The sequence below is a fragment of the Mycobacterium sp. NGS39 genome (genome assembly GCF_059812765.1).
Map to the genome: position 1 here is coordinate 65,327 of NZ_JCALDH010000015.1, position 25,885 is coordinate 91,211.

The window sequence follows — 25,885 nt, forward strand, 5'->3', positions numbered from 1 at the left end:
ACTCGAACTTTCGCGCCGTGGACGCACAGTCAACGAAGCTCAGGTAGCTGACGCTGCCGCGATCTCGGCGATCGCCTTGTCCAGCACCGCGTCGAACTCCTCGTCGCTCTGCTGCGCGGTCAGGCCCTCGGTCAGCGCGCGGGAGAAGCTCGCGATCACGCCGTTGTTGCGGGCGAGCCGGGCGCAGGCCTCGTCGCGGGAGTAACCGCCCGACAGCGCGAGCACGCGCAACACTTTCGGATGCTCGACGAGCTCGCGGTACAGGTTGTCCTCGTCGGGCAACGTCAGCTTCAGCATGACGGTCTGGTCGTCGGCGAGGCTGTCGATCCCGGCGAGCAGCCCGGCCTTCAGCTGCTGTTCCGCCTCGGCTTTCTTCGGGCTCTTGATGTCGACCTCCGGCTCGATGATCGGGATGAGGCCGGTGGCCAGAATCTGGCGGGCCACCTCGAACTGCTGCTCCACCACCGCATCGAGGCCTTTGCCCGGAAGCGAGATGAACGAGCGCATCTTGGTGCCGAAGATGCCCTTGTCGACGGCCCGCGCCAGCAGGTCGTCCAAGCCCGGCATCGGCTTCATCACCTTGGCGCCGTCCTGTTCGTCGGCCAGACCCTTGTCTACCTTGAGGATCGGCACGATGTTCTTGACGTCCCACAGGTAGTCGGCGGTGGGGCGGCCCTCGATGTCGCGATCCATGGTGTCCTCGAACAGGATCGCGGCCAGGATGCGGTTCCCATCGAAGCTGCGGCTGGTGATGATCCGGGTGCGCATCTGGTGCACCAGCTCGAACATCTGCTCGTCGGTGGAGTACTCGTCTTCGCCGATGCCGTAGAGCTTCAGCGCCTTGGGCGTGCTGCCGCCGCTCTGATCCAGCGCCGCGACGAAGCCGTCGCCCTTCGCCATCTTCTCGTACTGTTCTGCGTTCATCACTGTCCTTTGCACCTGTGAACCGCCTGCGCTGCTCATGTGCATGTTGGCACAGCGCCTGTGCCTGCAAGACGGCGGATGCGGCGCTAGGGCATCGGCAGCACGCCGGGCGCCGGTTTGCCCACGCGGGTGGCCGTCATCGGCTGCGACAGCGGGCCCGGCTCGTCACCGGCACATGCGTGGCCCACCGTGGCCACGGTGCGGGTACCCGTCAGGGCATCGGCTTGAGGCACCAGCGACCAGCTCAGCAGCTGGTTGCGGCTGTCGCCTTCTTCGCAGGGTGAGTCGTAGGGCAGCGACAGCTGCCAGGTGCCGTCGACGAACTGCAGGGTCAGGTCTGGGTTGTGGGCTGACACGGCCTCGGTGTCGTTGGTGTTCAGCAGCACGGCGCGGGCGATGCAGCCGTCGGCACCGCACGACGACGTGAACGAGTACGTCGCCGACGTGTCGGCCGTGGGCCTGGGCACGCCGTTGATAGTCCGCTGTGCGCCGTTGAACTCGACACGGTACGTGCCATCCAGTGTTGGATCGGCGGCGAAGGCGGGTGCGGTGGAGGCAAGCACACCCAGGGTGGCGACGACAGCGCAACGAAGCAGCATCCGTCGAAGGTACGTCATTCGGCGGCCAGCCGGCGCTTGATCACCTTGCCGGTCGGATTGCGCGGCAGCTCGTCGACCACGATTACATCGCGCGGCACCTTGAACCTGGCGAGCCGACTCCTGACATAGTCCTTGACGTCCTGCTCTGCCAACGACGCCCCCGGCCGCACCACGACGAAGCTGCGCAGCCGCTGCCCGTACTCGTCGTCGGGCACGCCTACAACGGCGGCGTCGAGCACGTCGGGGTGGGCGGCCAGCACATCCTCGACCTCCACGGGGAACACGTTCTCGCCGCCCGAGACGATCATCTCGTCGTCACGGCCGTCGATGAAAAGCCTTCCCGCAGAGTCGAAGTGGCCGACATCCCCGCTGCTCATCAACCCGTGCATGGTGTCCTTGGTACCTCCGCCGGTGTATCCCTCGAACTGCATGCTGTTGCCGACGAAGATTCGCCCCGTCACACCGGGGGGCACCTCCCGGCCGTCGTCGTCGAAGATCTTGACGACGGCTCCGCGCACCACTCGCCCGACACAGCCCGGTTCTTCGGCAAGGTCTTCCGGCGTGGCGACGCTGCCGTACGCGACTTCGGTTGAGCCGTAGAGGTTGTAGACCACCGGCCCGAAAGTCTCCATCGCGCGCGTACACAACTCCGCGCCCAGCTGCGATCCTGCGACGAAGATGATCCGCAACGACGACAGGTCGTACCGCGCAAGCGTCTGCGGGCCGAGATCGAGAATGCGCCGCAGCATGATCGGCACCACGATCAGCGCCGAGGCACGGTGTCGCGCAATGCTTTCCAGCGTCTGCTGCGGATCGAACCGCCGGCGCACCACCAGGGTCGAGTTCATGATCAATGCGATCAACAGGTGACCGAAGCCCAGTGAGTGGAAGAGCGGCGCGCAACACTCGGTCACCTCGCCGGCGCGAAACGGCGCCTTGTCGAGCAGCCCGGCGAGCGGCAGCAGCGATCGCGGCGCGGGCCGGGTGGCGCCTTTCGGCGTGCCCGTCGTCCCACTGGTCAAGATCACGACCGTGGGCCGTGCGCCCGGTGCCGGCGGCGGCGACGGATCGCCGCGGCGGATCAACTCGTCGAGCGTGTCGGTGCCCGGGCCGTCGGCCCAGGCGCGGAATCGGCCATGGGCCACGCCGATGCCCGCCACCGTGTCTTCGTATTCCTGGTCGTACACCAGCAGCTCGGCACCTTCTCGGCGCATCACCTCGCTGATCTGATCGCCCCCGAAGTCGGTGTTGAGCAACACAACTCGTGCGCCCACCTTCATGCCCGCGAACAACGCGTCGAGCAGGCCGCGGTGGTTGCGGGCCAGAATCGCGACACCGGATCCCGGCTTCAGACCAGTCCGCCGCCACTCGTTGGCCAGTGCGTTCGACCGCGCTTCCAGCTCGCCGAACGTCAGCTGCCCGCGCTCGTCGACAAGCCCGATCGCATCGGGACTGCGCACGGCAGCCAGCGTCAGTACCGCGCCCAGCTCCCCGTAGTCGCGGACAGCGCCCACGATTCTCGCGAGCTGTGCCGGGGATAGCGGACGCAGCAGGCCGGCCCGGCCCAGTTGCACCAGCGACCACGCTTCGTCGCCGGCCCGGGTGAGGAGGCGCCGCAGCATAGTGAGCAGTGTCGTGGATGGCCGCACAAAAATGAACCCGCAGCCGGGTTGCTCAGCTGCGGGTCCGCCTTGTCCGCCGATTACGACGACTCGACCGTGTGAGCCTCGATCGACTTGGCCTTTCCGGCGCTGGTTACTTGGATGCGGCGCGGCTTGGCAGCCTCTGCCATCGGAATCGTGATCGACAGGACGCCGTTTTCGTAGGTCGCCGAAATCTTGCTCGGGTCGATGCCTTCGCCGAGTGAGAGCTGGCGCCGATACGTTCCGTAGAACCGTTCGTTCGCAAGCCACTGGACGGAGTCTTCGGCGGGTTGGGCCGTGCGATGCGCGGTGACCGTCAGCGTGCCGTTGTCGACGTTGACGTCGACCGAACCGGGGTCGACGCCGGGCAGATCGGCGGTGAGCACGTAGTGGTCGTCGACTTTGTAGAGGTCCATTGGCATGAACCGAGGACTGCGGGCCGTTCCAGACTGGCCGGTGAGCCAGCTGCGGGTAAGGGCGTCGATGTCGCTGAACGGATCAAACCGAAGCACAGCAGTCACCTCCTGGTCACCCTCAGAGCCCGCCACCCTGGCGGGCAGCCGATTCAACTGTGCACTGACAAGATTAGCACTCAAGTGCGGCGACTGCTAATACTCGACAAGAAAATTTTCGGCAAATATCGTCGGCAGCATCCGGATGGCTGCCCGTACCCGACCATCTGACCAGCTGCCGCAAGGGGCCTGCCCGATGACCGTCGTCGCCACGGACCTCGGCTCACTTCCCGTGTTCGCCGGAATTCCGACAGACGAATTGGCGCCACTGGCCGCAGAGCTCACTCCGGTGCATGCTGCCGTCGGTGACGTGCTCATGCGCCAGGGCGACAAGGCGGTGTCGTTTTTCCTCATCGCGTCGGGTGAGGTCGAGATCCGCCATACCGACGACGACGGGCACACTTTGGTGGCCTTCCTCTCCGGGGGGCTGATCGGCGAGATCGCGCTTCTGCGCAACGCCCCACGCACCGCAACCGTGGTGGCCACCGACGAGGTGCACGGCTACGTCGGGGATGAGAAGGCATTCCATCGACTTCTGGAAATCCCCGGCATCGCGCCGCAGCTGGTCCGCACGGCCAGGCAGCGGCTGGCGGCATTCGTCACGCCGATCCCGTTCGAGGCGCGCGACGGCACCGAGCTGATGCTGCGTCCGGTACTGCCCGGCGACACCCAGCGGGTGGTGCACGGGCATGTGATGTTCTCGCCGGAGACGCTGTACCGCCGCTTCCTCTCCGTGCGGACGCCCACCGCGACCGTGCTGACGTATCTGTTCGAGGTCGATTACGTCGACCATTTCGTCTGGGTGGTCACCGACGGTGCCGACGGGCCGGTGATCGCCGATGCCAGGTTCGTACGTGATCCCCACGACCCGACGCTGGCCGAGATCGCGTTCACCGTGGCCGACGAATACCAGGGCCGCGGCATCGGCACGCTGCTGTTCGCGGCGCTGGCAGTCGCCGCGCGTGTCGACGGCGTCACCCGGTTCTATGCCCGCGTGCTGGCCGACAACATGCCCGCACGGGCGCTGCTGGACCGGCTGGACGCGCCGTGGATCAGAGACGAGCCCGGCATCGTGACCGCGACGGTGGAGGTGCCGGACCCGGCCAAGCTGCCCGTAAAAGTGAAGCAGCTCAAGGCAATTCAGGACGTCGCTCGTCAGGTCATCCGCGCGTTCGAGTGACGCGTCAGTTGGCGCAGTACAGCGAGATCTGCACGGTGCGGCTGACGATCACCGGAACCAGAAACGTCGGCCCGTCTCTGCGGCCGCCCACCCGCACCGGGCGGGTGATGGTGTTCGGGTTGCGGACGCTGGTGACGACGCAGTCCCGCAGCGGCCCGCTGCCCACCCGGTCGATGTTGACCGTGTACCCCTGCTGTTCCCAGTAGTTGATGGTGTCCTGTGCCGACTGGTCGGCTGCCGCCGTCCCGGCCGGTGCCGCCACGACGACGCCTGCTGCCACCACCGCTGCGGCGAGGGACAATGCCGTGCGCACAGCCCCGCCTCCTCTTTTCGAGTACTCATGAAGTACATCGCGTTTGGGGCGCCGAACGTTCCCGAATGGCGCGGCCAATCTGTGGTATCAACGGGCGTGCGCCTGCGCCGGTTCACCCTACTGGCGGCGCTCGCGCTCGCCGCCTGCTCGGTGCCGGCACACGGCCCGTCGGCGCCGTCGACCACGGCGCCCTCGGCCGGTCAGCCGATTGTCATCGACCCGGCCAACATTCGGCGTCTGCGCGGATCGTTTCCGCCCGGCTACGAGATCTCTGAGGTGCACGGGGTGGTGTCGCCGGCTGCCTACTGGGGCCTGCAACCCGGCTGGTCCGCGGAACCGCCGGCATGTGCAGCTCTCGCGGACCCCGGCGGCGCCTCGGCAGGCGACGGCCTGTCCGGATCCGGAAGCGGCGGAATCATCTACGCGGTGGTGGCCGGCGCACCGCCGGCGAGAGGACCTGACCCCGACATCGTCGACACCTGCCGGCACTGGTCCATGACCTCCGGGCGCACTACCGCCGCAATCCAATTGTCGGGGGCCCCGGCGATCGCGGGGGTCGCGACAATCGGCATGACTGCGGCGATCCGCACCGTCGTCGAAGGCGGCACCAAGACCGACCTGCACGCCACCACCGCCACCGCGTACCTCGGCGATCACGTCGCGTTCGTCACCGTCCTCACCGATCCCGGCTCCGCCGCGTCGTCGCTGCCGCCCGATTTCGCATCGACGTTTCTGGCGCGCACCGTGGCGACGTTGCGCGGCTGAGGACTCGGCGTTCGGTACATTGCCCGGGTGCGGCGGAGGCTGGCGAGTGTCGTCGGAGTGGTGCTGATCGGGGCCTGCTCGGCCAACGGGCCCAGCGGGACAGCGACGACGACGTCGGCTGCGCCGGTCGTCGACATCAGCAAGGTGCTGTCGGTCAAGCGCAGCTTCGGCCCCGACTTCCAGGTGGTCACCACGGGGCCAGCCGGGATCGACCCGAAACTGCTTGCGCCGCAGAAGATTCCGGATGGCGTCACGTTCGACCCGGCGGCGTGCGCCCAATACGCCACCAAGCAGACCCTGCCAGCGGGACTGCAGGGCAACATGGCTGCGGTGATCGCGACGGGCCAAGGCAACCGCTTCATCGCGATCGCGTTGGAGACCTCGCAGCCGGTGCCGTTCCAGCCGCCGGCCGACAACTGCCGCCACATCGCGTTCTCCGGGCCGAACATGCGCGGCGCAGTCGACGTGGTCGACGCGCCTCACATCGACGGTACGCAAACCCTGGGTAGCAGGCGCGTGCTGGAAGCCACCGTGGGTACCACGACGGGTGCCGGGCAGTTGTACACGTTCGCGGCGTACCTCGGCAGGTACATGGTGCTGGTGACCGCCGACCCGCTGATCGTGCCGAACCAGCCGGTGGCTGCGGTGAATGTTCCTCGCGCGCAACGACTTTTCACTGACGGGGTGGCTGCGGTGCGCGGCTGATCACCGCACGCCGCGGGGCCTGAACTGAATGCTGATCCGCGGTCCGCACGGCCTGCTGGTCTTGGGCACACAGTGCTCCCAGGTGCGCTGGCACGAGCCGCCCATCACCAGGAGATCGCCGTGCGCCTGTGGCAGTCGCAGCGATGCGCCGCCGCCCTTCGGCCGCAATGCCAGCACGCGTGTGGCGCCGAGGCTGACGATGGCGACCATGGTGTCTTCGGTCCGGCTGCGGCCGATCCGGTCGCCGTGCCAAGCGACGCTGTCGTGGCCGTCGCGGTACAGGCAAAGTCCGGCAGTGGTGAACGGCTCGCCCAGTTCTGCTGCGTAGGAGTCATTGAGGCGCTCGAGCAGTTCCGCGACGCGCGGATGCGGCGGCGCTTCGGTGGTGAGGTCGTGAAAGCTGAGCAGTCGCGGGACGTCGACCACGCGGTCGTACATCGGGCGGCGTTCCGCGCGCCACGGCGTGACGGCCAGTAACTCGTCGAACAAGGCGCCGCTGTCGTGCAGCCATCCGGAGCAGACGTCGATCCACGCGCCGTCGCCGAGCATGCGGCGGTCGGCGTGCTCGAACAGCGCGGTTTGCACTGCGATCGCCATTCCGCCACTGTATCGCACGAGTGTTCGATTTCAGAGCCTGACGGCGCCTGGTCCCTGCTGGGCGAGCACGTCATCGGGATTGGAAAGGGCACAGCTCTTCAGGCTGAGGCAGCCGCAGCCGATGCAGTCCGCCAGGTTGTCGCGCAGCCGCTGAAGATGCAGGATGCGGTCGTCGAGATCTTGGCGCCATCCCGCGGAGAGTCGTGCCCAGTCCTTGCTCGTCGGCACTCGGTCGACCGGCAGCGTGGCCAATGCCTGGCGCACCTTGGCCAATGGGATACCCAGGCGCTGCGACATGCGGATGAACGCGACCCGACGCAGCGTCTCGCGCGGGTACCGGCGCTGGTTTCCCGCGGTGCGGCGGCTAGCGATCAGCCCCTGGCGCTCGTAGAAGTGCAGAGCAGAGATCGCGACGCCGCTTCGCTGGGCGAGCTCGCCGGGTGTGAGCTCATGGTCGTCCATACCACCTCAACCATAGTTGAGGGGCTACGGTGCTATCTCGTGGCTGGCGTCGCGTTGGGCGTGGATTCAGAAGTGGGCAGGCTGCGCGCGGTTATCCTGCACCGGCCCGGGCCGGAGCTGCAGCGGTTGACGCCGCGCAACAACGACGCACTGCTGTTCGACGGACTGCCGTGGGTGAGTCGTGCCCAGGAGGAACACGACGCTTTCGCCGAGCTGTTGCGCTCGCGGGGTGTCGAGGTGATGCTGCTGGCCGACCTGTTGACCGAGGCGCTGTCGAGCGGGGCCGCGCGGATGCACGGAATCGGCGCCGCCGTCGACGCTCGGCGGCTGGGACACCCTCTGGCACAAGAGCTTTCGTCTTACCTTCGGAGTCTGTCACCGAACGCGCTGGCGCGGGTGCTGATGGCCGGGATGACGTTCACGGAGCTGCCGTTCACCGCGTCGGCCGACGTATCGCTGGTTCGCCGCATGCACCACGGCGGCGACTTCGTCATCGACCCGCTGCCCAACCTGATGTTCACCCGCGACTCCTCGTTCTGGATCGGGCCGCGGGTGGCGATCACGTCGCTGGCGCTGCCGGCGCGAGTTCGTGAAACGTCGTTGACCGACATCATCTACGCCCACCATCCCAGGTTCACCGGTGTGCGGCGGGCCTACGAGTCGCACACCGCGCCCGTCGAGGGTGGCGACGTGCTGCTGTTGGCGCCGGGCGTGGTGGCGGTGGGCGTCGGGGAGCGGACCACGCCCGCGGGCGCAGAAGCGTTGGCGCGCAGCCTTTTCGACGACGGACTTGCACACACGGTGCTGGCCGTTCCGATCGCTCAGGAGCGTGCGCAGATGCACTTGGACACGGTGTGCACGATGGTGGACGTCGACGCCGTGGTGATGTACCCCAACGTCGTGCACACCTTGTCGGCCTTCACGATCACGCGCACGGAATCCGGCGTGCGGATCGCCGATGCGGAGCCGTTCATGGCGGCCGCGGCCCGTGCGATGGGCATCGATCGGCTGCGGGTGATCGACACCGGCCTGGACCCGGTCACCGCCGAACGCGAACAGTGGGACGACGGCAACAACACGCTGGCGCTGGCCCCCGGTGTGGTCGTGGCCTACGAGCGCAACACCGAAACCAATGCACGCCTTGAGGATTCGGGTATCGAAGTACTACCGATCTCAGCGTCGGAGCTGGGTACAGGCCGCGGTGGACCCCGATGCATGTCCTGCCCAGCGGCCCGGGATCCGTTGTAGCCAGAGCGCAAACTTCTGGCGTAATTTGAAATCGGGTTCGGCGGTGGAGGTGCCCGGTGAACGAAAACCCAACTGAACAAGCCAAACGTCGGGCCGAGCAGGTGGCCGCTCGCATGAAGATCACCCGCCAAGACGCCGACGAAGCTCACCGGCGGGCAGAGCATGCGCACGCCCGCGCTCGGCAAGCGCATGAATCCGCGGCCAGACTCCACGAGCAAGCGGCCAGGCTGCATCAAAGAGCTGCCGAAGCCCACGAAGTACATGCGGCCCACGAACCGCATCGTGCAGACATGCACCTGCGCACAGCAGCCCAGGAGCGCAATGCAGCGCAACGGGAGAGTGACGCCGCGGTCAGCCAATCGCGCAAGGCCGATGAGGAACAACGTGGTTAGTGCCGCTTTGCGCTCGGCCGCGACAATGGCGGCGGTGATACATACTCGGCAAACATGGTGATCCGTCGCCGCAGGCGGCCGGACAATCGGTCAACCCTTTTGCGCAGGCATGATTCGGCTTCTGGTCGATATCGATACGTCGGTTGTAACTTCGATCAGTGAAACGCGCTGCCACGTCGCGGCCATGACGGAGCTGACCGGAGGGCTTTGCTAAGCTGCCGCGAAAGCACCAACTTCTCGATGTCGCGGGGTTCAATGTGGCCAGCGGGACGCAGTGGCGCGGTGTCCGCACACCGGCGCACGTCCTCACTCTCTTTGCCGGCACGGCGGCTGTCGCGTGGGCGATCTGGCGAATTGCCGGCTGGGGCGATGCGAGCACCCGCGTAACGCTCACGTTTGCCGGTTTGATCACAGCCGGGACGTTGGCCGTGGTGTGCGCGGTGCTGGCCGCTTGGCGCGGACACGGCCGGCAGAGGTTTGCGTGGCTGCTGTGGGCGGTCGCGTTCGCCGGCTGGACGCTCAGTATCGGGTCGTGGGCACACGAGCACGCACCGAAGGGCGCCTCCGCGCCGTTGTTCCCGTCGCCCTTGTTCGGCATTACGATGCTGCCGATCCTCAGCTGTGCCGCACTGATGGCCTTTCCGTTCGGGCATGCCGGCCGATCACGCTGGCGGATTTTTCTGGACGGGATACTCGTCGAAAGCTCGCTGTTCTTGGTCAGTTGGGTGTTCGTCCTCAACGATCTGTACACCTCCGGTCGGGTCGATCCGGTTGCGCTCAATGCCGGGTTGTTCGCTTCCATGGCCGGCATCGTCACCGTCACCGTCGCCGTCTTGCTCTTGGTGCGCGCCCGCAGCGGGCAGCGCCTGAGGCTCGGGCTGCTCGTCACTGCGAGCGTGGCAATGGCTGCGTCGGACAACTGGTTTCTGGGATTGATCGCTGCGGGCAGAGAGGATCTGGACGGACCCGTAGCCTTGGGCTGGTTCATGGGCATGCTGCTGTTCGCTGGTACGGCGGTTGTGCGGCCGCCCGTACGCCCGGTGGTCTCCGCGGCGGGACCCTTGCTGCCGCCGGTTATTTCGTCGTGGCTGCCGTATATTCCGGCTGCCGCGGCCGGGGCGGTTGCCACAGTGGCTTACCGCACCGCGGTTGTTCCCAATGCCGCCCTGGTCGCGACGATCGTGATGACGAGCAGCCTTTTCGCCAGACAGTTCATGACCGTTTCGGAGAACCGTCGTCTGCTGCAGCGGGTCGCTGAACAGGCGCTGCACGATCCGCTCACTGGGCTGGCCAACCGAGCGCTGTTCCGCGATCGCCTGGCGCATGCCGTCGCACGGCACAACGTGGAGCGTAATGCGATTTCGGTGATGCTGATCGATCTCGACGACTTCAAGATGGTCAACGATCACATGGGGCATTCGGCCGGTGACCTGGTGCTGGTGCAGACCGCGCATCGGCTCGTAAGCTTTCTCCTTCCCACCGACACCGTGGCACGTGTCGGCGGCGACGAATTCGCTGTGCTGATCGAAGGTGAGGTTGGCCGCGCGCATCTGGTGGCGTATCGCATAGTCGAGGCGTTCGACCGGCCGTTCGTGGTCGCCGGTGAAGAGGTCACAGTCAAACCCAGCGTCGGGCTTGCGGTGGCGCCCCGCGGAAAGCTCGTCGACTCCCCAGAGGTATTGCTCAACCACGCCGACATTGCGATGCGTACCGTCAAGCGTTCGCGACTCGGTAACCTGCAGATCTTCACCAACGAGCTGACCTCCGACACGGACCAGAACCATGCCCGGAACGCGAGGAACGGCGGCGGATCCGCAGCGGTGCGCTTGCTGGGTGAACTGCGCAACGCGATCGAAAATCGCACGCTGACAATGGTTTATCAACCCAAGGTGAACCTGCGGACCGATCAGATCGTCGGCGTGGAAGCGCTCGTCCGGTGGCCACACCTCAAGCGGGGCCTGATCGAGCCGGAGAACTTCCTGGCGCTGGTCCGCCAGCACGGCCTGATGCGAGACCTGTCCGATCTTGTCATCGCCACAGCGCTCGATGACGCCGCGCAGTGGCACGGCCTCGGACAGCGCATCCCCGTGGCGGTCAACCTGTTCCCGCCGCTGTTCGCCGACACCCGGCTGCCTAGGCGCATTGCCGACGAACTCAGCAGCCGCAACCTCGGGCCGGAATCACTTGTCCTGGAGATCACCGAAGACCTGCTTATCGACGAAATGAAAACGACCGCAAGCATTCTGGCGAATCTGCGCCAGGGCGGTGTTCGTATCGTGCTCGACGATTTCGGCAGCGGCTACTCGGCGCTGCGTTACCTTCGTGAGCTTCCGATCGACGAGATCAAACTCGAGAAACGTTTCATTGCAGCTATTCTGGATGACCCGCGGACAGCGGCGATCGTGCGCGCGGTGATCAACTTGGCGCACACCCTCAACCTGTCGACTGTGGCGGAGGGTGTCGAAGACGCCGAAACCGCCGACCGGCTGAGAGAATTCGGGTGCGAGATGGCCCAGGGTTACCTTTTCAGTCCGCCGCTCACCGCGCCGGCGCTTCACGAGCTGTTTGTGTCCAGCACCTCGCCGGCGGTTTCCTAGCAACCGGGCGGTCGACCGACCCGCGACCTCACGCGTGCTGAGATTGGTTGCCCCCGTTACGTTTCGCGACGTACATCGCGGCATCGGCCGCAGCGATGAGCTGCTCGATGAGCTCAGCGTGCGCCAGCCTGGCGGCTCCCGGTAACACCGCAGAGCTGAGCCCGATGCTGGCGGTGATGCCGAACGACAGGCCCGAGATGGCGTCACGCAAGCGGTCGGCAAGGTGCAGCGCGTTCGGTGACTCGCCATATAGCGCGATGAGAAACTCTTCGCCACCGGCGCGGCACAGGACCGCGCCGGGCGGGCTGTGATCTCGCAGCAGCTCGGCGACCGCGCGCAGGGCGCGGTCGCCGACGGGGTGACCGTGGTTGTCGTTGACGCTCTTGAAGTCGTCGATGTCGATCAAGAGCACCGCCAGCCCGGTGTCGTCCGGTCGCGCGTCGGCCAGCCGGCTGCTGACGGTGTCGACGAACGCCCGCCGGTTCAACAGCCCGGTGAGCGGATCTTCGTCGGACCGTGCGGCGTAGCGGCTCATCGCACCCGCCAAGCCGCGAATCACCAGCGGTACCGACACGTTGAGGAACCAGATCACCCAGAACGCCGCCGAGGCCGTCGCTACGTCGACATCGCGAGCCAGCCGAAACGCCGCGACCGTGGCGGTCAGCACCGCCACCGAGAAGTTGAACAGCAGGACTCTGGGGCTGTGGAAAAAGGCGATGTATCCACCGGTGATCGCCGTTGCAGTGGCAGCCAGGGCCGCCACGGCGGCGCTGGGTTGCGTGAGGCTCCATCCTGCGATGCACACTGTGCCGGCCACCGCGGCGAATTGCGATTGGCGGCGGGTCGGCCACCTCGTGAGCCAGAAAGCCGTCATGCTCACGGTGAAGAGGACGGTGACGATACTCAGGACGGTTGCCGGAGTGCCGGCGTCGCGGTCGGTGGCCAAGGCCGTGACGGGCACCAGCGACGACGTGGCCACGACCACCGCCATGATCGACTGTGCAGAGCTCTGCAGCTTGCGCTGACGCAGAAACGCCGTCATGCGGGCGAACTGGTCGGGCCGACCCAGCCAGCCTCTCACTCGTGACATTCGACGCCGTCTCCGCTCGGTCATCAGACCGTACAGCTAACTCAACGATCAATAAGATACGTGATCTGTGCATTTGCTAGATCACTAATTTCGGTCCGTGACGCGCCCATGCCCAAATTTGGTAAAGCAATCCCACCTTCGGGAATACCTGCAGTTCTGATGGATACGGCGACTGCCGAAAGGGCATGTTTCGACAGTCGCGATAAACCTACCCTTCGAAGTTTATTTGCTGCCGCAAACACCGTAGATGCGAGTAGCGAACTGGCGCCATGACGCGATCAGCGCCAGCTCGGCAGCCAGATCTCCATGTTCCACGTCGCCTGCGAGATCGGAATGCCGGTGAGGATCGGGAACAGCCAGGTGAAGTTCGCGATCACCGCAGCGACGTAGAAGCTGGCGACCAGCAGCCCGAGCGTGCGCCGCTCGCGGGACTGACCCGGCGCATACAGGATGTCGCCGAGGATCAGCGCGATCATGATGACCAGAAACGGCGCCATCGGCGCGGCGTAGAAGAAGTACATCTGGCGGCCGATGTCGGCAAACCACGGCAGCCAGCCCGCGCAGTAGCCGACCAGTGCTGCGCCATACCGCCAATCATGTTTGACCGCAGCGCGCCACAGCGCCCAGAGCAGCACCGGCAGCGCGATCCACCACAAGGCCGGCGTGCCGACCATCATCACCGCCTTGACGCATGACTGCGCACCGCAGCCGGAAATGTTCTGCTGGTCGATCGCATACAGCACCGGCCGCAGCGACATCGGCCATGCCCACGGTTTCGATTCCCACGGGTGATAGTTGCCCGCCGCGTTGGTCAAGCCCGCGTGAAAGTTGTAGACGCCGTAGGTGTAGTGCCACAGCGAGCGGATCGCGTCGGGCAACAGCCCGCCCGGCCCGATCGACCGGCCCACCTCGTAGCGGTTGATCGCCGTCTCGGACGCGAACCACGGCGCATACGACGCCATGTACACCGCGAATGCAATGAGCCACATCGCGTATAGCGTTGGCGCGGTGTCGCGGCGCAGCACACCGAGCCACGGCCGCGGCACCTGATACTGCCGGCGCGCGGCCACGTCGAACGCCAGCGACAGCGCGGCGAAGAACACCATGAAATACAGCCCCGACCACTTGGTGGCGAAAGCCAATCCCAGCAGTACGCCTGCGCCGAAGCGCCACCACCTCACGCCAAACCTTGGCCCCCAAGGGGTTTCGGCGATGCGTCCCTCGGTGAACGCGACATGCATGCGGGCGCGCATCTGGTCACGGTCGACCATCAGCGCTGCGAACGCCGCGACCACGAACGTAGCGAGGAAACCGTCCAGAAGCGCGGTGCGCGCGGAGACGAAACTGACGCCGTCGGCGATGATCAGCAGTCCCGCGATACCGCCGACCAAGGTCGAGCGGCTCAGCCGACGGGCGATCCGCGCCACCAGCACCACCAGAACCACCCCGGCCAGTGCGCCGCTGAACCGCCAGCCCCAGCCGTTGTAGCCGAAGATCGCCTCTCCGACCGCGATGAGCATCTTGCCCATCGGCGGGTGCACCACCAGCCCGTAGCCCGGATTGTCCTCGACGCCGCCGTTGTGCAACATCTGCCAGGCCTGCGGCGCGTAGTGCTTCTCGTCGAAGATCGGCGTTCCGGCGTCGGTGGGATAGCCGAGGCTGACGAACCGCGTGATCGCGGCGAGCGCGGCGACGACGGCCGTCATCGCCCAGCCTTGCAGCCGGTCGGTCGGGCCGAAGTCGGCGACCGGCGCCGTCGGCCCTGGGCTGATTATGGGCGCCTCGCGGTCGTCGGTGCGCGGTTGGACGTCAGCCACGGTCACATCGGCGATCGTAGGCTGTCGGCATGGGCGGCCGACTGTTGCTGGGCGCGACACCGCTGGGGCAGCCGGCCGACGCGTCGGCCCGCCTGGTGTCCGCGCTCGGTTCCGCCGATGTCGTGGCCGCCGAGGACACCCGCCGCGTGCGTACGCTGGCCACCGCGCTCGGAGTTCGGATCCCCGGTCGGGTGGTAAGCCTGTTCGACCAGAACGAGGCGGCCCGGGTGCCTGCGCTGGTCGCGGACATGAAGGCAGGCGCCACCGTACTGGCCGTCACCGACGCCGGCATGCCGCTGGTCAGCGATCCCGGCTATCGGCTGGTGACAGCGTGCATTGCCGCGGACATTCCGCTCACCTGCTTGCCCGGCCCGTCGGCGGTGACCACGGCGCTGGCGGTGTCGGGACTGCCGTCGGAGCGGTTCTGCTTCGAAGGGTTCGCGCCGCGCCGACCGGGCGCCCGCCGAGCATGGCTGGCGGGGCTGGCGGCCGAGCAGCGCACATGTGTCTTCTTCGAGTCACCGCGGCGGCTGGCGGCCTGCCTGGCTGATGCGGCCGAAGAGCTCGCCCCGTCGCGGCGGGCGGTCGTCTGCCGGGAGCTGACCAAGGTGCACGAGGAAGTGGTGCGCGGGTCGCTGGCGGAGCTGGCCGAGTGGGCGACGCACGGAGTGCTGGGGGAGATCACGGTCGTGCTGGCGGGCTCGCAGCCGCAAGCTGACGTGGTCGCGTTGGTTGCCGAAGTGGCTGCGCTCGTGGACGCCGGCGCTCGGGTGAAAGATGCCTGCGCCGAGGTGGTCTCCGCGAATCCCGGCGCGCCGTCGCGTCGCGAGCTCTACGACGCATTCCTGCGGGCGAGGGGTTGACCAAGCCCGAGGATCGGAGCTGCCTTGTGCAGGCACTCCTGCCATTCGGCGTCTGGATCTGAGTCTGCGGTGATCCCGCCGCCCACCCCGAGCACGGCGCCACCGTCGGCGGCGAACTCCACCGTGCGGATCGCGACGTTGAGTTCAGTGCCGGCCAGTGGTGACGCGAAACCGATTGTGCCGCAGAAGATCCCGCGCCGTCGCGGCTCCCATTTCGTCAACAGCTGGCGCGCCCTGGTTTTCGGCGTGCCCGTGACCGACGCCGGCGGGAACGTCGCATCCAGGACGGCTGCCATCGGCACGTCGCGGTCCACCTCGGCCGTGACCGTCGACACCAGATGCCACACGCCCGGGGCCGGCTGCACCACCAGAAGCTCTGGGACGGTGACTGTTCCGTTGACGGCGACCCGGCTCAGGTCGTTGCGGACGAGATCGACGATCATGATGTTCTCGGCGACATCCTTGACCGACGTGCGCAGCGCCGACGGGTCCGCATGCCGCGGCAGCGTGCCCTTGATCGGACTCGACGCCAACGCGGTACCGCGCCGCCGCAGAAACAATTCCGGCGACAGCGACGCCACCGCGCCCCACTCGCCGGACACGAAAGCTGCACGGGCGGGACGCGTGCGGGCGACCGCGTCGGCGAAGAAGTCGACGGGCCTGCCGACAACTCTGCCGGCGAATTGCGTGCAGACGCATGCTTGGTAGATCTCGCCCGCGGCAATGGCCTCCAGGCATGCGTGCACCCCGTGCGTGTGCGCGTCGCGGTCGGCTTCGCGCCATTCGACGTGGCCGGGCCCGGGCGCAACGGGTGACCGCAAAGCCTCGGCGATCCAGGCGGGAAGCCTTGTGCCTGAGAGGCATTCGTACCACCAGACCCCGTCACGGTCCTGGCGCAGCACGCTGTCCGTCCAACTGCCGGCCGCCTCGGGAATGCGCGGGCCGAGACCGTCCGAGCCGGCATCGGGGTAGGAGAGGTAGCTGAGCCAGCCGCCGCCGATGGCGTCGCCATGCGAACCCGGCGCCACGGTGAAGACGTCGCGGCGTCCGACGGGCGCGGCCTGCAGCTGTGGTGCGATGACCGCCCGGGAGCCGAACCAGTCGCCGAGCAGCGCGGCCGGATGTCCGCGACGTGAGAGAGCTCGCAGCACCGCCGGCGCGTCGCCCAGGTCACCGAGCCGCTCGATCCGCATGCCCGCAAGCCTGACGTGCCGGGAGAGCAGACGCAAAGTCAGCGGCTGATCGCCCGCGGCACGTCGATACCGGCCAGCTTGTCGGGATTGCGCATCACGTAGAAGTGCGTGATGCGCCCGTCGACGATCTCCACAGTGACCAGCCCTTCGAAGTTGTCACCGAGATACAGCTTCAGCGCCGGGGCGTTGTTGTACATCGCCGGTTCCAGTCGCCCGTTCTCGCCGCCCAGGCGGATCAAACCCATGACCAGTCGGGCGACGCGTTCGGCACCACTCACCGGCCGCCGTGCAGCGCTGACCTTGCCTGCGCTGTCGGCGGTCCACACCACGTCCGGCGCCAGTAGCTGCAGCAAGCCGTCGACGTCGCCGGTGGCTGCGGCGGTGAAGAACCGGGTCGTGATCTCCATCGACAGTTGCGGATCGACGGGCTCGAACCGCTTGCGCCGCGACTGCACGTGCTCGCGTGCCCGGTGCGCAATCTGGCGCACCGTCGACACCGATTTGCCGACGGCAGAAGCGATTTCGTCATAGTCGAAGCCGAACACCTCCCGCAAGACGAACACCGCGCGCTCGTCGGGACCGAGGGTCTCCAGCACCACCAGCATCGCCATCGACACCGACTCGGCCAGGACCACATCAGAGGACGGGTCGCTGGTGTCCAGCAGGAGCGGCTCGGGCAGCCACGGGCCGACATAGTCCTCGCGCCTGCGTGACTGGGCCCGCAGCGCGTTGAGGGCTTGCCGGGTCACGAGCTGGGCGAGGTAGGCCTTGGTGTCGTGCACCGTGGTCAGGTCTACCTCGGCCCAGCGCAGATAACTCTCCTGCAGCACGTCGTCGGCTTCTGTTGCGGTGCCGAGGATTTCGTAGGCAATCGTGAACAGCAGCGGCCGCAACAGGGTGAACCGCTCGGCGCGCTCGTCGACCGCGTGCTGGGCACGCGAATCATCGTGGGTCATGGCAGCGAAATCGGTTCTGCCGCAGGCCGCTTGCCGCCGCGCAGCCAGAACGCCGAGCCGGGTTTGCGGGCTTCCCGCGCGATTCCCCGCACGGTGCCCTTGCAGATCATCTCCTTGACCGTCGCGGCCACGCGGCCGCCGAGATACAAGCGCCGCGGAGTGTCGTCGGCGTGGGTGAGCTGGAACGTCCCCAGCGACCGGCCCAAGCTGAGGCACTGCCCGACGAACGCCTGGTCGATTACCGCGGGCGCCTCGCCGGCGATCCGGCTGAGCACTGTGTTGGCCGCCTGTGCGCCCAGCGGCCCGGCGGCCTGGCAGCTCATTCGCAGCGGCTGACCCGACGGCGCGGCCGCATCACCTGCAGCGACGATCCGCCGGTCGTCGATGCTCGTCAGCGTCTCGTCGGTGAGCAGACGGCCCACCGCGTCGGTGCTGAGTCCGCTGCGCGCCGCCAGATCCGGCACATCGAAACCGGCGGTCCAGATCGTCACGGCGCTGGGCAACTCGACGCCATCCTCGAGCACCACCCGGTGCTCGTCCACCTCCACCACCGCGGTGCCTTGCAGAACCCGAACGCCGAGACGGTCGAGCTGGCGGGCCACCGACCGGCGCGCGGCGTCGCCCAGCGACGGCCCCAGCGTCGGACCGCAGATCAGCGTCACGGCGGCCCCAGGGCGCTGATCGGCGAGCTCGGCGGCCATCTCGATGCCGGTGAGGCCACCACCGACCACGCACACCGGCGCGTGGGGATGCAGGTTCTCGATCCGCTCGCGCAGGCGCTGTGCATGGTCGAAATCGCTTACTTGCCAAGCGAACTCAGAAGCTCCGGGCACACTCGGCTGGGCACCGGTGCTGCCTACGGCGTAGATCAGGTAGTCGTAGCGCAGTGCACTGCCCGACGCCAGCTTCACCGCTTGGGCGTCGCGGTCGATCTCGGTGGCGGTGTCGACGACGAGATGCGCCTTCGGGTTCAGCAGCTCGCCGTAGTCGACGGTCGCCGGGCCCGAGTTGGCCACGAACTGGTGCAACCGGATGCGTTCGACGAAGTGCGGGCGCGGGTTCACCAGGCTGACGGTGACGTCGTTGCGCATGTACAGATGATTCGCCGCGATGGTTCCGGCGTAGCCGCCGCCGATCACGACAACTGAGATGGGAGTGTTCGAGTTGGTCATGCCCTCCAGACACCGGCCCGCGCCCGGACGTGACACGTTGTGACCCACATCTCACTCGGCCTGGTAGCGCGGGAACACGCCCGTCGGCGCCGGCAGCGCGGTTCCCGGCGCCAACCGCGTGCCGATCGCGGCGAACGAGCGGGCATCGGCAGGCTGGCCGAGCAGGTCCAAAAGCTTGTCGGCCGAGTCGGGCATCACCGGCTGCACCAGCAGTGCGGCGATCCGCACCACCTCCAGCGTCGTGTACAGCACGGTGCCGAACCGCGCGTGGTCTGCCTGCGCCTCGGACTTGCGCAGCACCCACGGCTGCTGCGCCGAGAAGTACTTGTTTGCCGCACCCAGCACCAGCCAGATCGCTTCGAGCGCAAGGTGCATGGCCGGCACCTCGAAGTGCGCGCGGACCCGCTCGAGCAGCCCGTCGGCGGCCGCCAGCAGTTCGCGGTCGTCGTGGGTGAACGCCACCGGCTCCGGCACCACGCCGTCGAGGTTTTTGGCCACCATCGACAGCGAGCGTTGGGCGAGGTTGCCCAACTCGTTGGCCAAATCGGCGTTGACGCGGGTGATGATCGCGTCGTCGCTGTAACTGCCGTCCTGACCGAACGGCACCTCGCGCAAGAGGAAATACCGCACCTGGTCCACTCCGAACTCGTCGATCAGCGCGACCGGGTCGACGACGTTGCCCACCGACTTGCTCATCTTCGTGCCACGGTTGAGCAGGTGGCCGTGCGCGAAAACCCTTCGGGGCAGCTCGATTCCGGCCGACATGAGAAACGCCGGCCAGTACACCGCATGAAACCGGATGATGTCCTTACCGATCATATGCAGATCGGCCGGCCAGAACGTCTGGAACAACTCCGATGACGTATCGGGAAACCCAACGCCCGTAAGGTAATTCGTCAATGCGTCCACCCACACGTACATGACGTGTTCGGGGTGGTCGGGCACCTGCACGCCCCAATCGAACGAGGTGCGGGAGATCGACAGGTCGCGCAGTCCGCCCGAGACGAAGCTGATTACCTCGTTGCGGCGCACCTCAGGGCCGATGAACTCCGGATGGGCTTCGTAATGGGCCAGGAGTTTGTCCGCGTATGCCGACAGTCGGAAGAAATACGTCTGCTCCTCGGTCCACACCACCGGCGCGCCGTTTTCGACCGCTACGCGGGTGCCGTCCGGTTCCAGCCTCGTCTCGCTCTCGCTGAGGTAGTTCTCGTCGCGCACGGAGTACCAGCCCGCATACGAGCCTAGATAGATGTCGCCGGCGTCCACCATCCGCTGCCAGATCGCCTTCGACGCTTCCAAGTGATCGGGGTCCGTGGTCCTGATGAACCGGTCGTACGACAGGTTGAGCTTGTCGTACAGCTGTTGGAACACGTCCGAATTTCGCCGGGCCAGCTGCGCAGTGGGCAGTCCCTCGGCCGCGGCGGCCTCGGCCATCTTCAGCCCGTGCTCGTCGGTGCCGGTGAGGAACCGGACATGGTAGCCGTCGAGCCGTTTGAACCGCGCGATGGCGTCGGTGGCGATCTTCTCGTAGGCATGCCCGATATGCGGCGCCCCGTTCGGGTAGTCGATCGCGGTGGTCACATAGAAAGGCCTCATTATCTGATCACAATATGGTGTGCCAGTCAGTCGTTCTTGTCCCGCGCCGCCGCCGCCTGAGCCGCTGAGCCCGCTGGTCGACGCCCATACGCACTTGGACGCGTGCGGGGCCAGTGATCCCGACGACGTGCGCCAGATCGTCGACCGCGCCGAGGCGGTGGGCGTCGCGGCCGTCGTCACGATTGCCGACGACCTCGCCTCTGCGCGGTGGGTGGTGGACGCCGCCCACGCCGATTCCCGCGTGTACGCCGCGGTCGCGCTGCACCCCACCCGCGCTGACGCGCTCACCGAGGCGGCCCGCGCGCAGATCGAGTCGCTGGCCCGCGACGAGCGGGTGGTGGCGGTCGGCGAGACCGGCCTCGACCTGTATTGGCCAGGCCGGCTGCACGGGTGTGCCGAACCGGCAGTGCAGCGCGAGGCCTTCGCATGGCACATCGACGTGGCCAAGCGACTGGGCAAGCCGCTGATGATCCACAACCGCGACGCCGACCGGCAGGTGCTCGACGTGCTGCGGGCCGAGGGCGCCCCGGACACCGTGATCTTCCACTGCTTCTCCTCCGATGCGGCGATGGCGCGCGAATGCGTGGATGCCGGCTGGGTGCTGAGCCTGTCCGGAACCGTGAGTTTCAAGAACGCCGCCGCGCTGCACGAGGCGGCGCAGCTGATCCCCGCCGAGCAGCTGCTCGTCGAAACCGACGCGCCGTTTCTGACTCCGCATCCCTACCGGGGCGCGCCCAACGAGCCGTACTGCCTGCCATACACCGTGCGGGCGCTCGCCGAGTTGACGGGCCGCCCGGCCGAAGAAATTGCGGCATCGACGACAGCAAACGCGCGGCGGGTGTACGGGCTGCCCGAAGAAGATTAGCCAGGCTATTGCCGCGGGCAGCCCTCAACTGCACAAACAGCGGTATTGATGGCAGCAAACACCTAGCGACGCGCGTCGGTTGTCCGCGGCTGGCCCAATCCGTCCGCAACACAACGCATCTGAACTCGGGATGTGACTCATGCCTCAACCGGCGCTTCAGATTTGCCTCAGGTATGGCTCTTCGTTACCGTCTTGTGATCATGATTCGGCCCGAGCGGCCTAGCAAATGACGCCGACAGTCGGGATAGACGACTCTTGAACGTTCTGACCAAGCTGTACCAAAGCAATTCACCTGTGTTGCGCGCCCTCGTCGGCGCGCTTTTGCTGACATTGGCCTTCGGCGGAAGCTACGCCGTGGCGGCACACAAGACCGTCACTTTGGACGTCGACGGCTCCCCGGTGACCGTGTCGACGATGAAGTCGCGGGTGATCGACGTCGTCCGCGAGAACGGCTTCACGGTGGGTGAGCGCGACGACCTGTACCCCGCAGCCGACCAGCCCGTCAACGACGCCGACAGGATCGTGCTGCACCGCAGCCGCCCGCTGCAGGTGTCGCTGGACGGTGGTGAGAGCCACCAGCTGTGGACCACCGCGGCGACGGTCGACGAGGCGCTGCAGCAGCTGTCGCTGTCCGACGCGGCGCCCGCGGCGGCGTCGCGGTCAAGCCGGCTGCCGCTGGCAGGCATGGCGCTGCCGGTGGTCAGCCCCAAGAACGTGCACCTCGACGACGGCGGGGTGATGACCGATCGTCGGCTGGCCGCACCGACCGTCGGTGAGCTGCTGACCGCGGCCGGGGCGCCGCTGGAGCAGGCCGACAAGGTGGTGCCGCCGCCGTCGACCCCGGTCACCGAGGGGATGACCGTGGTCGTCACGAGGATTCGGATGCAGAAGGTCACCGAGCGGGTGCCGCTGCCGCCGCCGGCGCAGAAGATCCCGGATCCCGAGATGAACATGAGCCGGCAGGTGGTCGACGATCCGGGTGCCCCGGGGGAGCAGGACGTCACGTTCGCGGTGTCACTGGTCAACGGTGTGGAAACCGGGCGGCTCCCAGTAGCCAACGAGGTGATCACGCCGGCGCGGCCGTCGGTGCTGCGGGTGGGCGCGAAACCCGGCACAGAGGTACCGCCGGTGTCCAACGGCGCCGCCTGGGATGCGCTGGCGTCCTGTGAGGCGGGCGGCAACTGGGCGATCAACACCGGCAACGGCTTCTACGGCGGCGTGCAGTTCGACCAGAACACCTGGGAACGCAACGGCGGCCTGCGCTACGCGCCGCGCGCTGATTTGGCGACCCGTGAGGAGCAGATCGCGATCGCGTCGGTGACCCAGCAGCGGCAGGGCTGGGGCGCTTGGCCGGTGTGTAGCGGACGCATCGGGGCCCGCTGACCATCCGGCTGCTGGGCCGCACCGAAATCCGCAGGCTGGCCAAAGAGCTCGACTTTCGTCCCCGAAAGTCGTTGGGCCAGAACTTCGTTCACGACGCCAACACGGTCCGCCGGATCGTGAGCGCGGCAGGCGTGGGACAGGGCGACCATGTTGTGGAGGTGGGCCCGGGATTGGGCTCGCTGACGCTGGGCCTGCTCGACAAGGGTGCCACGGTGACGGCGGTGGAGATCGACCCGCTGCTCGCCGAGCGACTGCCGCTGACCGTGGCCGAGCACGCCCCCGCCGAAGCCGAGGGGCTGAGCGTGCGCAACCAAGACATCCTGACGCTGCGCCGCGGCGAGCTCGAGAGTGAACCGTTCGGCCTGCCCAGCGCACTGGTGGCGAACCTTCCCTACAACATCGCGGTGCCGGCGCTGCTGCACCTGCTCGCAGAGTTCCCGTCCATCCGCGTGGTGATGGTCATGGTGCAAGCCGAAGTGGCCGAGCGGTTGGGCGCCGAGCCGGGCAGCAAGGAATACGGAACCCCCAGCGTCAAGGCCCGATTCTTCGGCCGAGTCCGCCGCTGCGGGACGGTGTCGCCCACAGTGTTCTGGCCGATCCCACGCGTCTACTCCGGGTTGGTGCGCATCGACCGCTACGACACCGCACCGTGGCCCACCGATGACGTCTTCCGCCGCGAGGTGTTCAAGTTGGTCGACATCGCGTTCGCGCAGCGCCGCAAGACAGTGCGCAACGCGTTCGCGGAATGGGCCGGCTCGGGCAACGAGTCGGCGCGCCGGCTGCTAGCGGCCAGCATCGACCCCGCCCGTCGCGGTGAGACACTGGGCATCGCCGATTTCGTGCGGCTTCTGCAGCGCTCCGGCCTGCCCGAATCTACGAACGGCTGAGGATCCGCACGACGGCGCCGACGAACTCGGCGCAGGTCGGGTAGCGCAGCTCGGGATCCTTGGCCATCGCCTTGCCGATCACACCGTCGAACGCTCGAGGCAGCCACGGGTATGTGCGAGACGGATACGGCGGCGGTGTGGTCAAGTGGGCCTTCGCGAGCTCTGCCGGCGTAGCAGCCGCGAAAGGCGGTGCGCCGGTCAACAATTCGACGGCCGTGCAGGCCAACGCGTATTCGTCGGTGGCTGCCGACGGCGACCGGCCGCGCAGCATTTCCGGCGCCAGGTAGGGCAGCGACGCCAGCAGCGGCTGCGGCCGTTTGCGGTTGTCCTCGGCGACGGCGTACGCGACACCGAAGTCGATGAGCACCGTGCCGCCATCCGAGAATGGCTGATGCACAAGCAGATTGGACGGCTTGACGTCGCAATGCACGATCCCGCACCGATGCACGTAGTCCAGCGCGTCGGCGACTTGCTGCATCGCGGTGAGCCGGTCGGCGAGCCGTTGCAGCGCCATCGCGGTGCCGCCGTCCACCAGTTGCATTGCCAGCCAATAGTCCCCGCGCCGATACACCGACACCACGTGAGGATGGCTGAGCTGGCGGGCGAAGTCGAACTCGCGTTGCAGCCGCGTGGTCTCTGCCGGACCGCGGCGATCCTCGGCGAGCACCTTCAGCGCCACCGTGCGGCCCGCGTCGTCGTGCGCCCGGTACACCGCGGCGGAGCCGCCACGGCCGAGGAGGTCCTCGACGCGATAGCCCTCGAACGTCTGCCCAGGGCACAGCACCGCCTCAGCGTATGCCGGTGGCTCGTTTGCCCTCGCCGAGTTGCGGGTACCGACCACACCAAGGAGTGGTGCAGACGGTCGAGGGGTGCGTCTGGCCACTCTTTTCCATGTGCTCGGCCATATCGGCGTCTTCACGGTGTCGTGGCGGATCGTCGTCGCGCGTTAGTCTCTTGCCGTGTCCGACGGCAGCACCGCGCCCGAATGGGTGGCCACCGGTTCTGTCACAGTGCGAGTGCCGGGCAAGGTCAACCTCTTCCTGTCCGTCGGGGACCGTCGCGACGACGGCTACCACGAACTGACCACTGTGTTCCACGCGGTGTCCCTGCTCGACGAGGTGACGGTGCGCAACGCCGACACGCTGACGCTGGAGATCACCGGCGAAGGCGCCGACTCGCTGCCGGCCGACGAGCGCAACCTGGCCTGGCAGGCCGCCGAGCTGATGGCCGAGCACGTCGGCCGCTCACCGGACGTCGAAATCTCGATCGAAAAGTCGATCCCCGTCGCGGGGGGCATGGCCGGCGGCAGCGCCGACGCCGCCGCGGTGCTGGTGGCGATGAACAACCTGTGGGAGGTCGGCGTGCCGCGGCGGGACCTGCACGCGCTGGCCGCCAAGCTGGGCAGCGACGTGCCGTTCGCGCTGCACGGAGGCACCGCGCTGGGCACCGGCCGGGGCGAAGAACTCGCCACGGTGCTTGCCCGCACCACTTTCCATTGGGTGCTGGCGTTCTCGGCCAGTGGGTTGTCGACGGCGAAGGTGTTCTCCGAGATGGACCGGCTACGCAGCGCCGGCGATCCGCCGCGACTGGGCGAACCGGAGCCGCTGCTGGCGGCGCTGGCCGCCGGCGACCCGAGGCGGCTGGCGCCGCTGTTGGGTAACGACCTGCAGGCCGCGGCGATCAGCCTCCAGCCGGGCCTGCGCCGCACCCTGCGGGCCGGCGTCGAGGCGGGTGCCCTGGCGGGAATCGTGTCCGGGTCCGGGCCGACGTGTGCATTCCTGTGCCCGACGGCCGCGTCCGCGGTGGACGTCGGGACGCAACTGGCCGGGGCGGGAGTCTGCAGGACGGTGCGGGTAGCCAGCGGGCCCGTGCAGGGGGCGCGGGTGGTCCCGGCACCGACGCATGGGCTGTGACGCACTTCTCAAAACTGCGTCGGGTTTGCCGCTTAGTCTAAGAGGAGTTTAAGATCATCGGCGGTGTACGTCAGCGGTCCGGCTTGCCTCATGTGGTCGCCCATCCAACGCGCGGGTGGGCGATCGTCATACCTTGGGTCCGCAGCGCGGAAAAGATCACGGACTCGCAACCGAACCGCTGCGCAATCGTATGCGCGCGCCTGCTGCCAAGGG

24 protein-coding genes are annotated in these 25,885 nt (G+C 67.4%); 10 read left to right on the forward strand and 14 right to left on the reverse strand.

What is annotated here, in order from left to right:
- Window positions 1-39: 39 nt before the first annotated feature.
- The 4 genes from AC5Y39_RS19275 to AC5Y39_RS19290 form a co-directional block, all read right to left on the reverse strand.
- The gene (locus AC5Y39_RS19275; RefSeq protein WP_500019324.1) at window positions 40-924 is read right to left on the reverse strand and encodes a fructose bisphosphate aldolase; all 885 of its coding nucleotides are present in this window, start codon (window positions 922-924) and stop codon (window positions 40-42) included.
- Between the two features lie 86 nt (window positions 925-1,010).
- Window positions 1,011-1,523 (reverse strand): Rv2253/PknI dimerization domain-containing protein, encoded by a 513-nt coding sequence (locus AC5Y39_RS19280; protein ID WP_500019322.1) that lies wholly within the window; start codon window positions 1,521-1,523, stop codon window positions 1,011-1,013.
- 14 nt (window positions 1,524-1,537) lie between these two features.
- On the reverse strand, window positions 1,538-3,145 hold the full coding sequence (locus AC5Y39_RS19285) for an acyl-CoA synthetase (protein WP_500019320.1): 1,608 nt from the start codon (window positions 3,143-3,145) through the stop codon (window positions 1,538-1,540).
- Between the two features lie 80 nt (window positions 3,146-3,225).
- Entirely contained in the window at window positions 3,226-3,678 is a 453-nt protein-coding gene (locus tag AC5Y39_RS19290) for an Hsp20/alpha crystallin family protein (protein WP_500019318.1), read from the reverse strand.
- A 196-nt stretch (window positions 3,679-3,874) separates the two neighbouring features.
- On the opposite strand from AC5Y39_RS19290, the gene pat reads away from it, so the two are divergent.
- Window positions 3,875-4,858 carry an acetyltransferase Pat gene (gene pat, locus AC5Y39_RS19295; protein WP_500019316.1) on the forward strand — a complete coding sequence of 328 codons (984 nt, stop codon included), beginning with the start codon at window positions 3,875-3,877 and terminating at the stop codon, window positions 4,856-4,858.
- A 4-nt stretch (window positions 4,859-4,862) separates the two neighbouring features.
- Here the strand turns inward: pat and AC5Y39_RS19300 are convergent, their stop codons facing one another.
- Window positions 4,863-5,171, reverse strand: a complete 309-nt coding sequence (locus tag AC5Y39_RS19300; RefSeq protein ID WP_500019314.1) for a hypothetical protein — start codon at window positions 5,169-5,171, stop codon at window positions 4,863-4,865.
- A 27-nt stretch (window positions 5,172-5,198) separates the two neighbouring features.
- Here AC5Y39_RS19300 and AC5Y39_RS19305 point away from each other — a divergent pair, with 27 nt between their 5' ends.
- Window positions 5,199-5,936 carry a DUF5642 family protein gene (locus tag AC5Y39_RS19305; RefSeq protein ID WP_500019312.1) on the forward strand — a complete coding sequence of 246 codons (738 nt, stop codon included), beginning with the start codon at window positions 5,199-5,201 and terminating at the stop codon, window positions 5,934-5,936.
- A gap of 27 nt (window positions 5,937-5,963) precedes the next feature.
- Window positions 5,964-6,641, forward strand: a complete 678-nt coding sequence (locus AC5Y39_RS19310; RefSeq protein ID WP_500019310.1) for a DUF5642 family protein — start codon at window positions 5,964-5,966, stop codon at window positions 6,639-6,641.
- Here the strand turns inward: AC5Y39_RS19310 and AC5Y39_RS19315 are convergent, their stop codons facing one another.
- Window positions 6,642-7,238, reverse strand: coding sequence for an alpha-ketoglutarate-dependent dioxygenase AlkB (locus AC5Y39_RS19315; protein WP_500019308.1), 597 nt, complete (start codon window positions 7,236-7,238; stop codon window positions 6,642-6,644).
- A 30-nt stretch (window positions 7,239-7,268) separates the two neighbouring features.
- Window positions 7,269-7,700, reverse strand: coding sequence for a redox-sensitive transcriptional activator SoxR (soxR, locus tag AC5Y39_RS19320; RefSeq protein WP_500019306.1), 432 nt, complete (start codon window positions 7,698-7,700; stop codon window positions 7,269-7,271).
- On the opposite strand from soxR, the gene arcA reads away from it, so the two are divergent.
- Window positions 7,689-8,948, forward strand: a complete 1,260-nt coding sequence (gene arcA, locus AC5Y39_RS19325; protein WP_500048272.1) for an arginine deiminase — start codon at window positions 7,689-7,691, stop codon at window positions 8,946-8,948. The two genes, soxR and arcA, sit on opposite strands and share 12 nt — an antisense overlap.
- Window positions 8,949-9,597: 649 nt before the next feature.
- The gene (locus AC5Y39_RS19330; protein ID WP_500019302.1) at window positions 9,598-11,937 is read left to right on the forward strand and encodes a putative bifunctional diguanylate cyclase/phosphodiesterase; all 2,340 of its coding nucleotides are present in this window, start codon (window positions 9,598-9,600) and stop codon (window positions 11,935-11,937) included.
- A 28-nt stretch (window positions 11,938-11,965) separates the two neighbouring features.
- Here AC5Y39_RS19330 and AC5Y39_RS19335 read toward each other — a convergent pair whose 3' ends face one another.
- Both AC5Y39_RS19335 and AC5Y39_RS19340 read right to left on the reverse strand, forming a co-directional pair.
- Entirely contained in the window at window positions 11,966-13,018 is a 1,053-nt protein-coding gene (locus AC5Y39_RS19335) for a GGDEF domain-containing protein (protein ID WP_500019300.1), read from the reverse strand.
- A 287-nt stretch (window positions 13,019-13,305) separates the two neighbouring features.
- Window positions 13,306-14,850 carry a dolichyl-phosphate-mannose--protein mannosyltransferase gene (locus AC5Y39_RS19340; protein ID WP_500019298.1) on the reverse strand — a complete coding sequence of 515 codons (1,545 nt, stop codon included), beginning with the start codon at window positions 14,848-14,850 and terminating at the stop codon, window positions 13,306-13,308.
- A gap of 23 nt (window positions 14,851-14,873) precedes the next feature.
- On the opposite strand from AC5Y39_RS19340, the gene rsmI reads away from it, so the two are divergent.
- Window positions 14,874-15,707 (forward strand): 16S rRNA (cytidine(1402)-2'-O)-methyltransferase, encoded by an 834-nt coding sequence (rsmI, locus tag AC5Y39_RS19345; RefSeq protein WP_500019296.1) that lies wholly within the window; start codon window positions 14,874-14,876, stop codon window positions 15,705-15,707.
- Here the strand turns inward: rsmI and AC5Y39_RS19350 are convergent.
- Genes AC5Y39_RS19350 through metG form a run of 4 tightly spaced genes read right to left on the reverse strand, consistent with a single transcriptional unit; the run spans window position 15,677 to window position 20,624 of the window.
- On the reverse strand, window positions 15,677-16,900 hold the full coding sequence (locus AC5Y39_RS19350; RefSeq protein WP_500019294.1) for an aminodeoxychorismate synthase component I: 1,224 nt from the start codon (window positions 16,898-16,900) through the stop codon (window positions 15,677-15,679). The two genes, rsmI and AC5Y39_RS19350, sit on opposite strands and share 31 nt — an antisense overlap.
- Before the next feature lie 38 nt (window positions 16,901-16,938).
- A complete protein-coding gene (locus AC5Y39_RS19355) occupies window positions 16,939-17,856 on the reverse strand; it encodes an RNA polymerase sigma-70 factor (RefSeq protein ID WP_500019292.1) in 918 nt (305 codons plus the stop codon).
- The gene (locus AC5Y39_RS19360) at window positions 17,853-19,028 is read right to left on the reverse strand and encodes an NAD(P)/FAD-dependent oxidoreductase (RefSeq protein WP_500019290.1); all 1,176 of its coding nucleotides are present in this window, start codon (window positions 19,026-19,028) and stop codon (window positions 17,853-17,855) included. Before AC5Y39_RS19360 ends, AC5Y39_RS19355 begins: the two co-directional genes overlap by 4 nt.
- A gap of 51 nt (window positions 19,029-19,079) precedes the next feature.
- Complete coding sequence (metG, locus tag AC5Y39_RS19365; RefSeq protein WP_500019288.1) at window positions 19,080-20,624, reverse strand: methionine--tRNA ligase; 1,545 nt, start codon at window positions 20,622-20,624, stop codon at window positions 19,080-19,082.
- 19 nt (window positions 20,625-20,643) lie between these two features.
- On the opposite strand from metG, the gene AC5Y39_RS19370 reads away from it, so the two are divergent.
- The 3 genes from AC5Y39_RS19370 to rsmA all read left to right on the forward strand — a co-directional run bounded on the left by AC5Y39_RS19370 (window position 20,644) and on the right by rsmA (window position 23,759).
- Window positions 20,644-21,489 (forward strand): TatD family hydrolase, encoded by an 846-nt coding sequence (locus tag AC5Y39_RS19370; RefSeq protein WP_500019286.1) that lies wholly within the window; start codon window positions 20,644-20,646, stop codon window positions 21,487-21,489.
- 255 nt (window positions 21,490-21,744) lie between these two features.
- Window positions 21,745-22,872: a resuscitation-promoting factor gene (locus AC5Y39_RS19375; protein WP_500019284.1), complete on the forward strand. Its 1,128-nt coding sequence runs from the start codon at window positions 21,745-21,747 to the stop codon at window positions 22,870-22,872.
- Complete coding sequence (rsmA, locus tag AC5Y39_RS19380; RefSeq protein ID WP_500019526.1) at window positions 22,869-23,759, forward strand: 16S rRNA (adenine(1518)-N(6)/adenine(1519)-N(6))-dimethyltransferase RsmA; 891 nt, start codon at window positions 22,869-22,871, stop codon at window positions 23,757-23,759. The genes AC5Y39_RS19375 and rsmA overlap by 4 nt, the downstream gene beginning before the upstream one ends.
- Here rsmA and AC5Y39_RS19385 read toward each other — a convergent pair.
- Complete coding sequence (locus AC5Y39_RS19385) at window positions 23,746-24,543, reverse strand: serine/threonine-protein kinase (protein ID WP_500019282.1); 798 nt, start codon at window positions 24,541-24,543, stop codon at window positions 23,746-23,748. The two genes, rsmA and AC5Y39_RS19385, sit on opposite strands and share 14 nt — an antisense overlap.
- Window positions 24,544-24,718: 175 nt before the next feature.
- Here AC5Y39_RS19385 and AC5Y39_RS19390 point away from each other — a divergent pair, with 175 nt between their 5' ends.
- Entirely contained in the window at window positions 24,719-25,672 is a 954-nt protein-coding gene (locus tag AC5Y39_RS19390; protein WP_500019280.1) for a 4-(cytidine 5'-diphospho)-2-C-methyl-D-erythritol kinase, read from the forward strand.
- Window positions 25,673-25,885: the final 213 nt, after the last annotated feature.

Coding starts and splice junctions, on each gene's coding strand:
- AC5Y39_RS19275 (WP_500019324.1), bottom strand. CDS start 924: ATGAACGCAGAACAGTACGAGAAGATGGCGAAGGGCGACGGCTTCGTC.
- AC5Y39_RS19280 (WP_500019322.1), bottom strand. CDS start 1,523: ATGCTGCTTCGTTGCGCTGTCGTCGCCACCCTGGGTGTGCTTGCCTCC.
- AC5Y39_RS19285 (WP_500019320.1), bottom strand. CDS start 3,145: ATGCTGCGGCGCCTCCTCACCCGGGCCGGCGACGAAGCGTGGTCGCTG.
- pat (WP_500019316.1), top strand. CDS start 3,875: ATGACCGTCGTCGCCACGGACCTCGGCTCACTTCCCGTGTTCGCCGGA.
- AC5Y39_RS19305 (WP_500019312.1), top strand. CDS start 5,199: ATGAAGTACATCGCGTTTGGGGCGCCGAACGTTCCCGAATGGCGCGGC.
- AC5Y39_RS19315 (WP_500019308.1), bottom strand. CDS start 7,238: ATGGCGATCGCAGTGCAAACCGCGCTGTTCGAGCACGCCGACCGCCGC.
- arcA (WP_500048272.1), top strand. CDS start 7,689: ATGGTCGTCCATACCACCTCAACCATAGTTGAGGGGCTACGGTGCTAT.
- soxR (WP_500019306.1), bottom strand. CDS start 7,700: ATGGACGACCATGAGCTCACACCCGGCGAGCTCGCCCAGCGAAGCGGC.
- rsmI (WP_500019296.1), top strand. CDS start 14,874: ATGGGCGGCCGACTGTTGCTGGGCGCGACACCGCTGGGGCAGCCGGCC.
- AC5Y39_RS19350 (WP_500019294.1), bottom strand. CDS start 16,900: ATGCGGATCGAGCGGCTCGGTGACCTGGGCGACGCGCCGGCGGTGCTG.
- AC5Y39_RS19355 (WP_500019292.1), bottom strand. CDS start 17,856: ATGACCCACGATGATTCGCGTGCCCAGCACGCGGTCGACGAGCGCGCC.
- AC5Y39_RS19360 (WP_500019290.1), bottom strand. CDS start 19,028: ATGACCAACTCGAACACTCCCATCTCAGTTGTCGTGATCGGCGGCGGC.
- metG (WP_500019288.1), bottom strand. CDS start 20,624: ATGAGGCCTTTCTATGTGACCACCGCGATCGACTACCCGAACGGGGCG.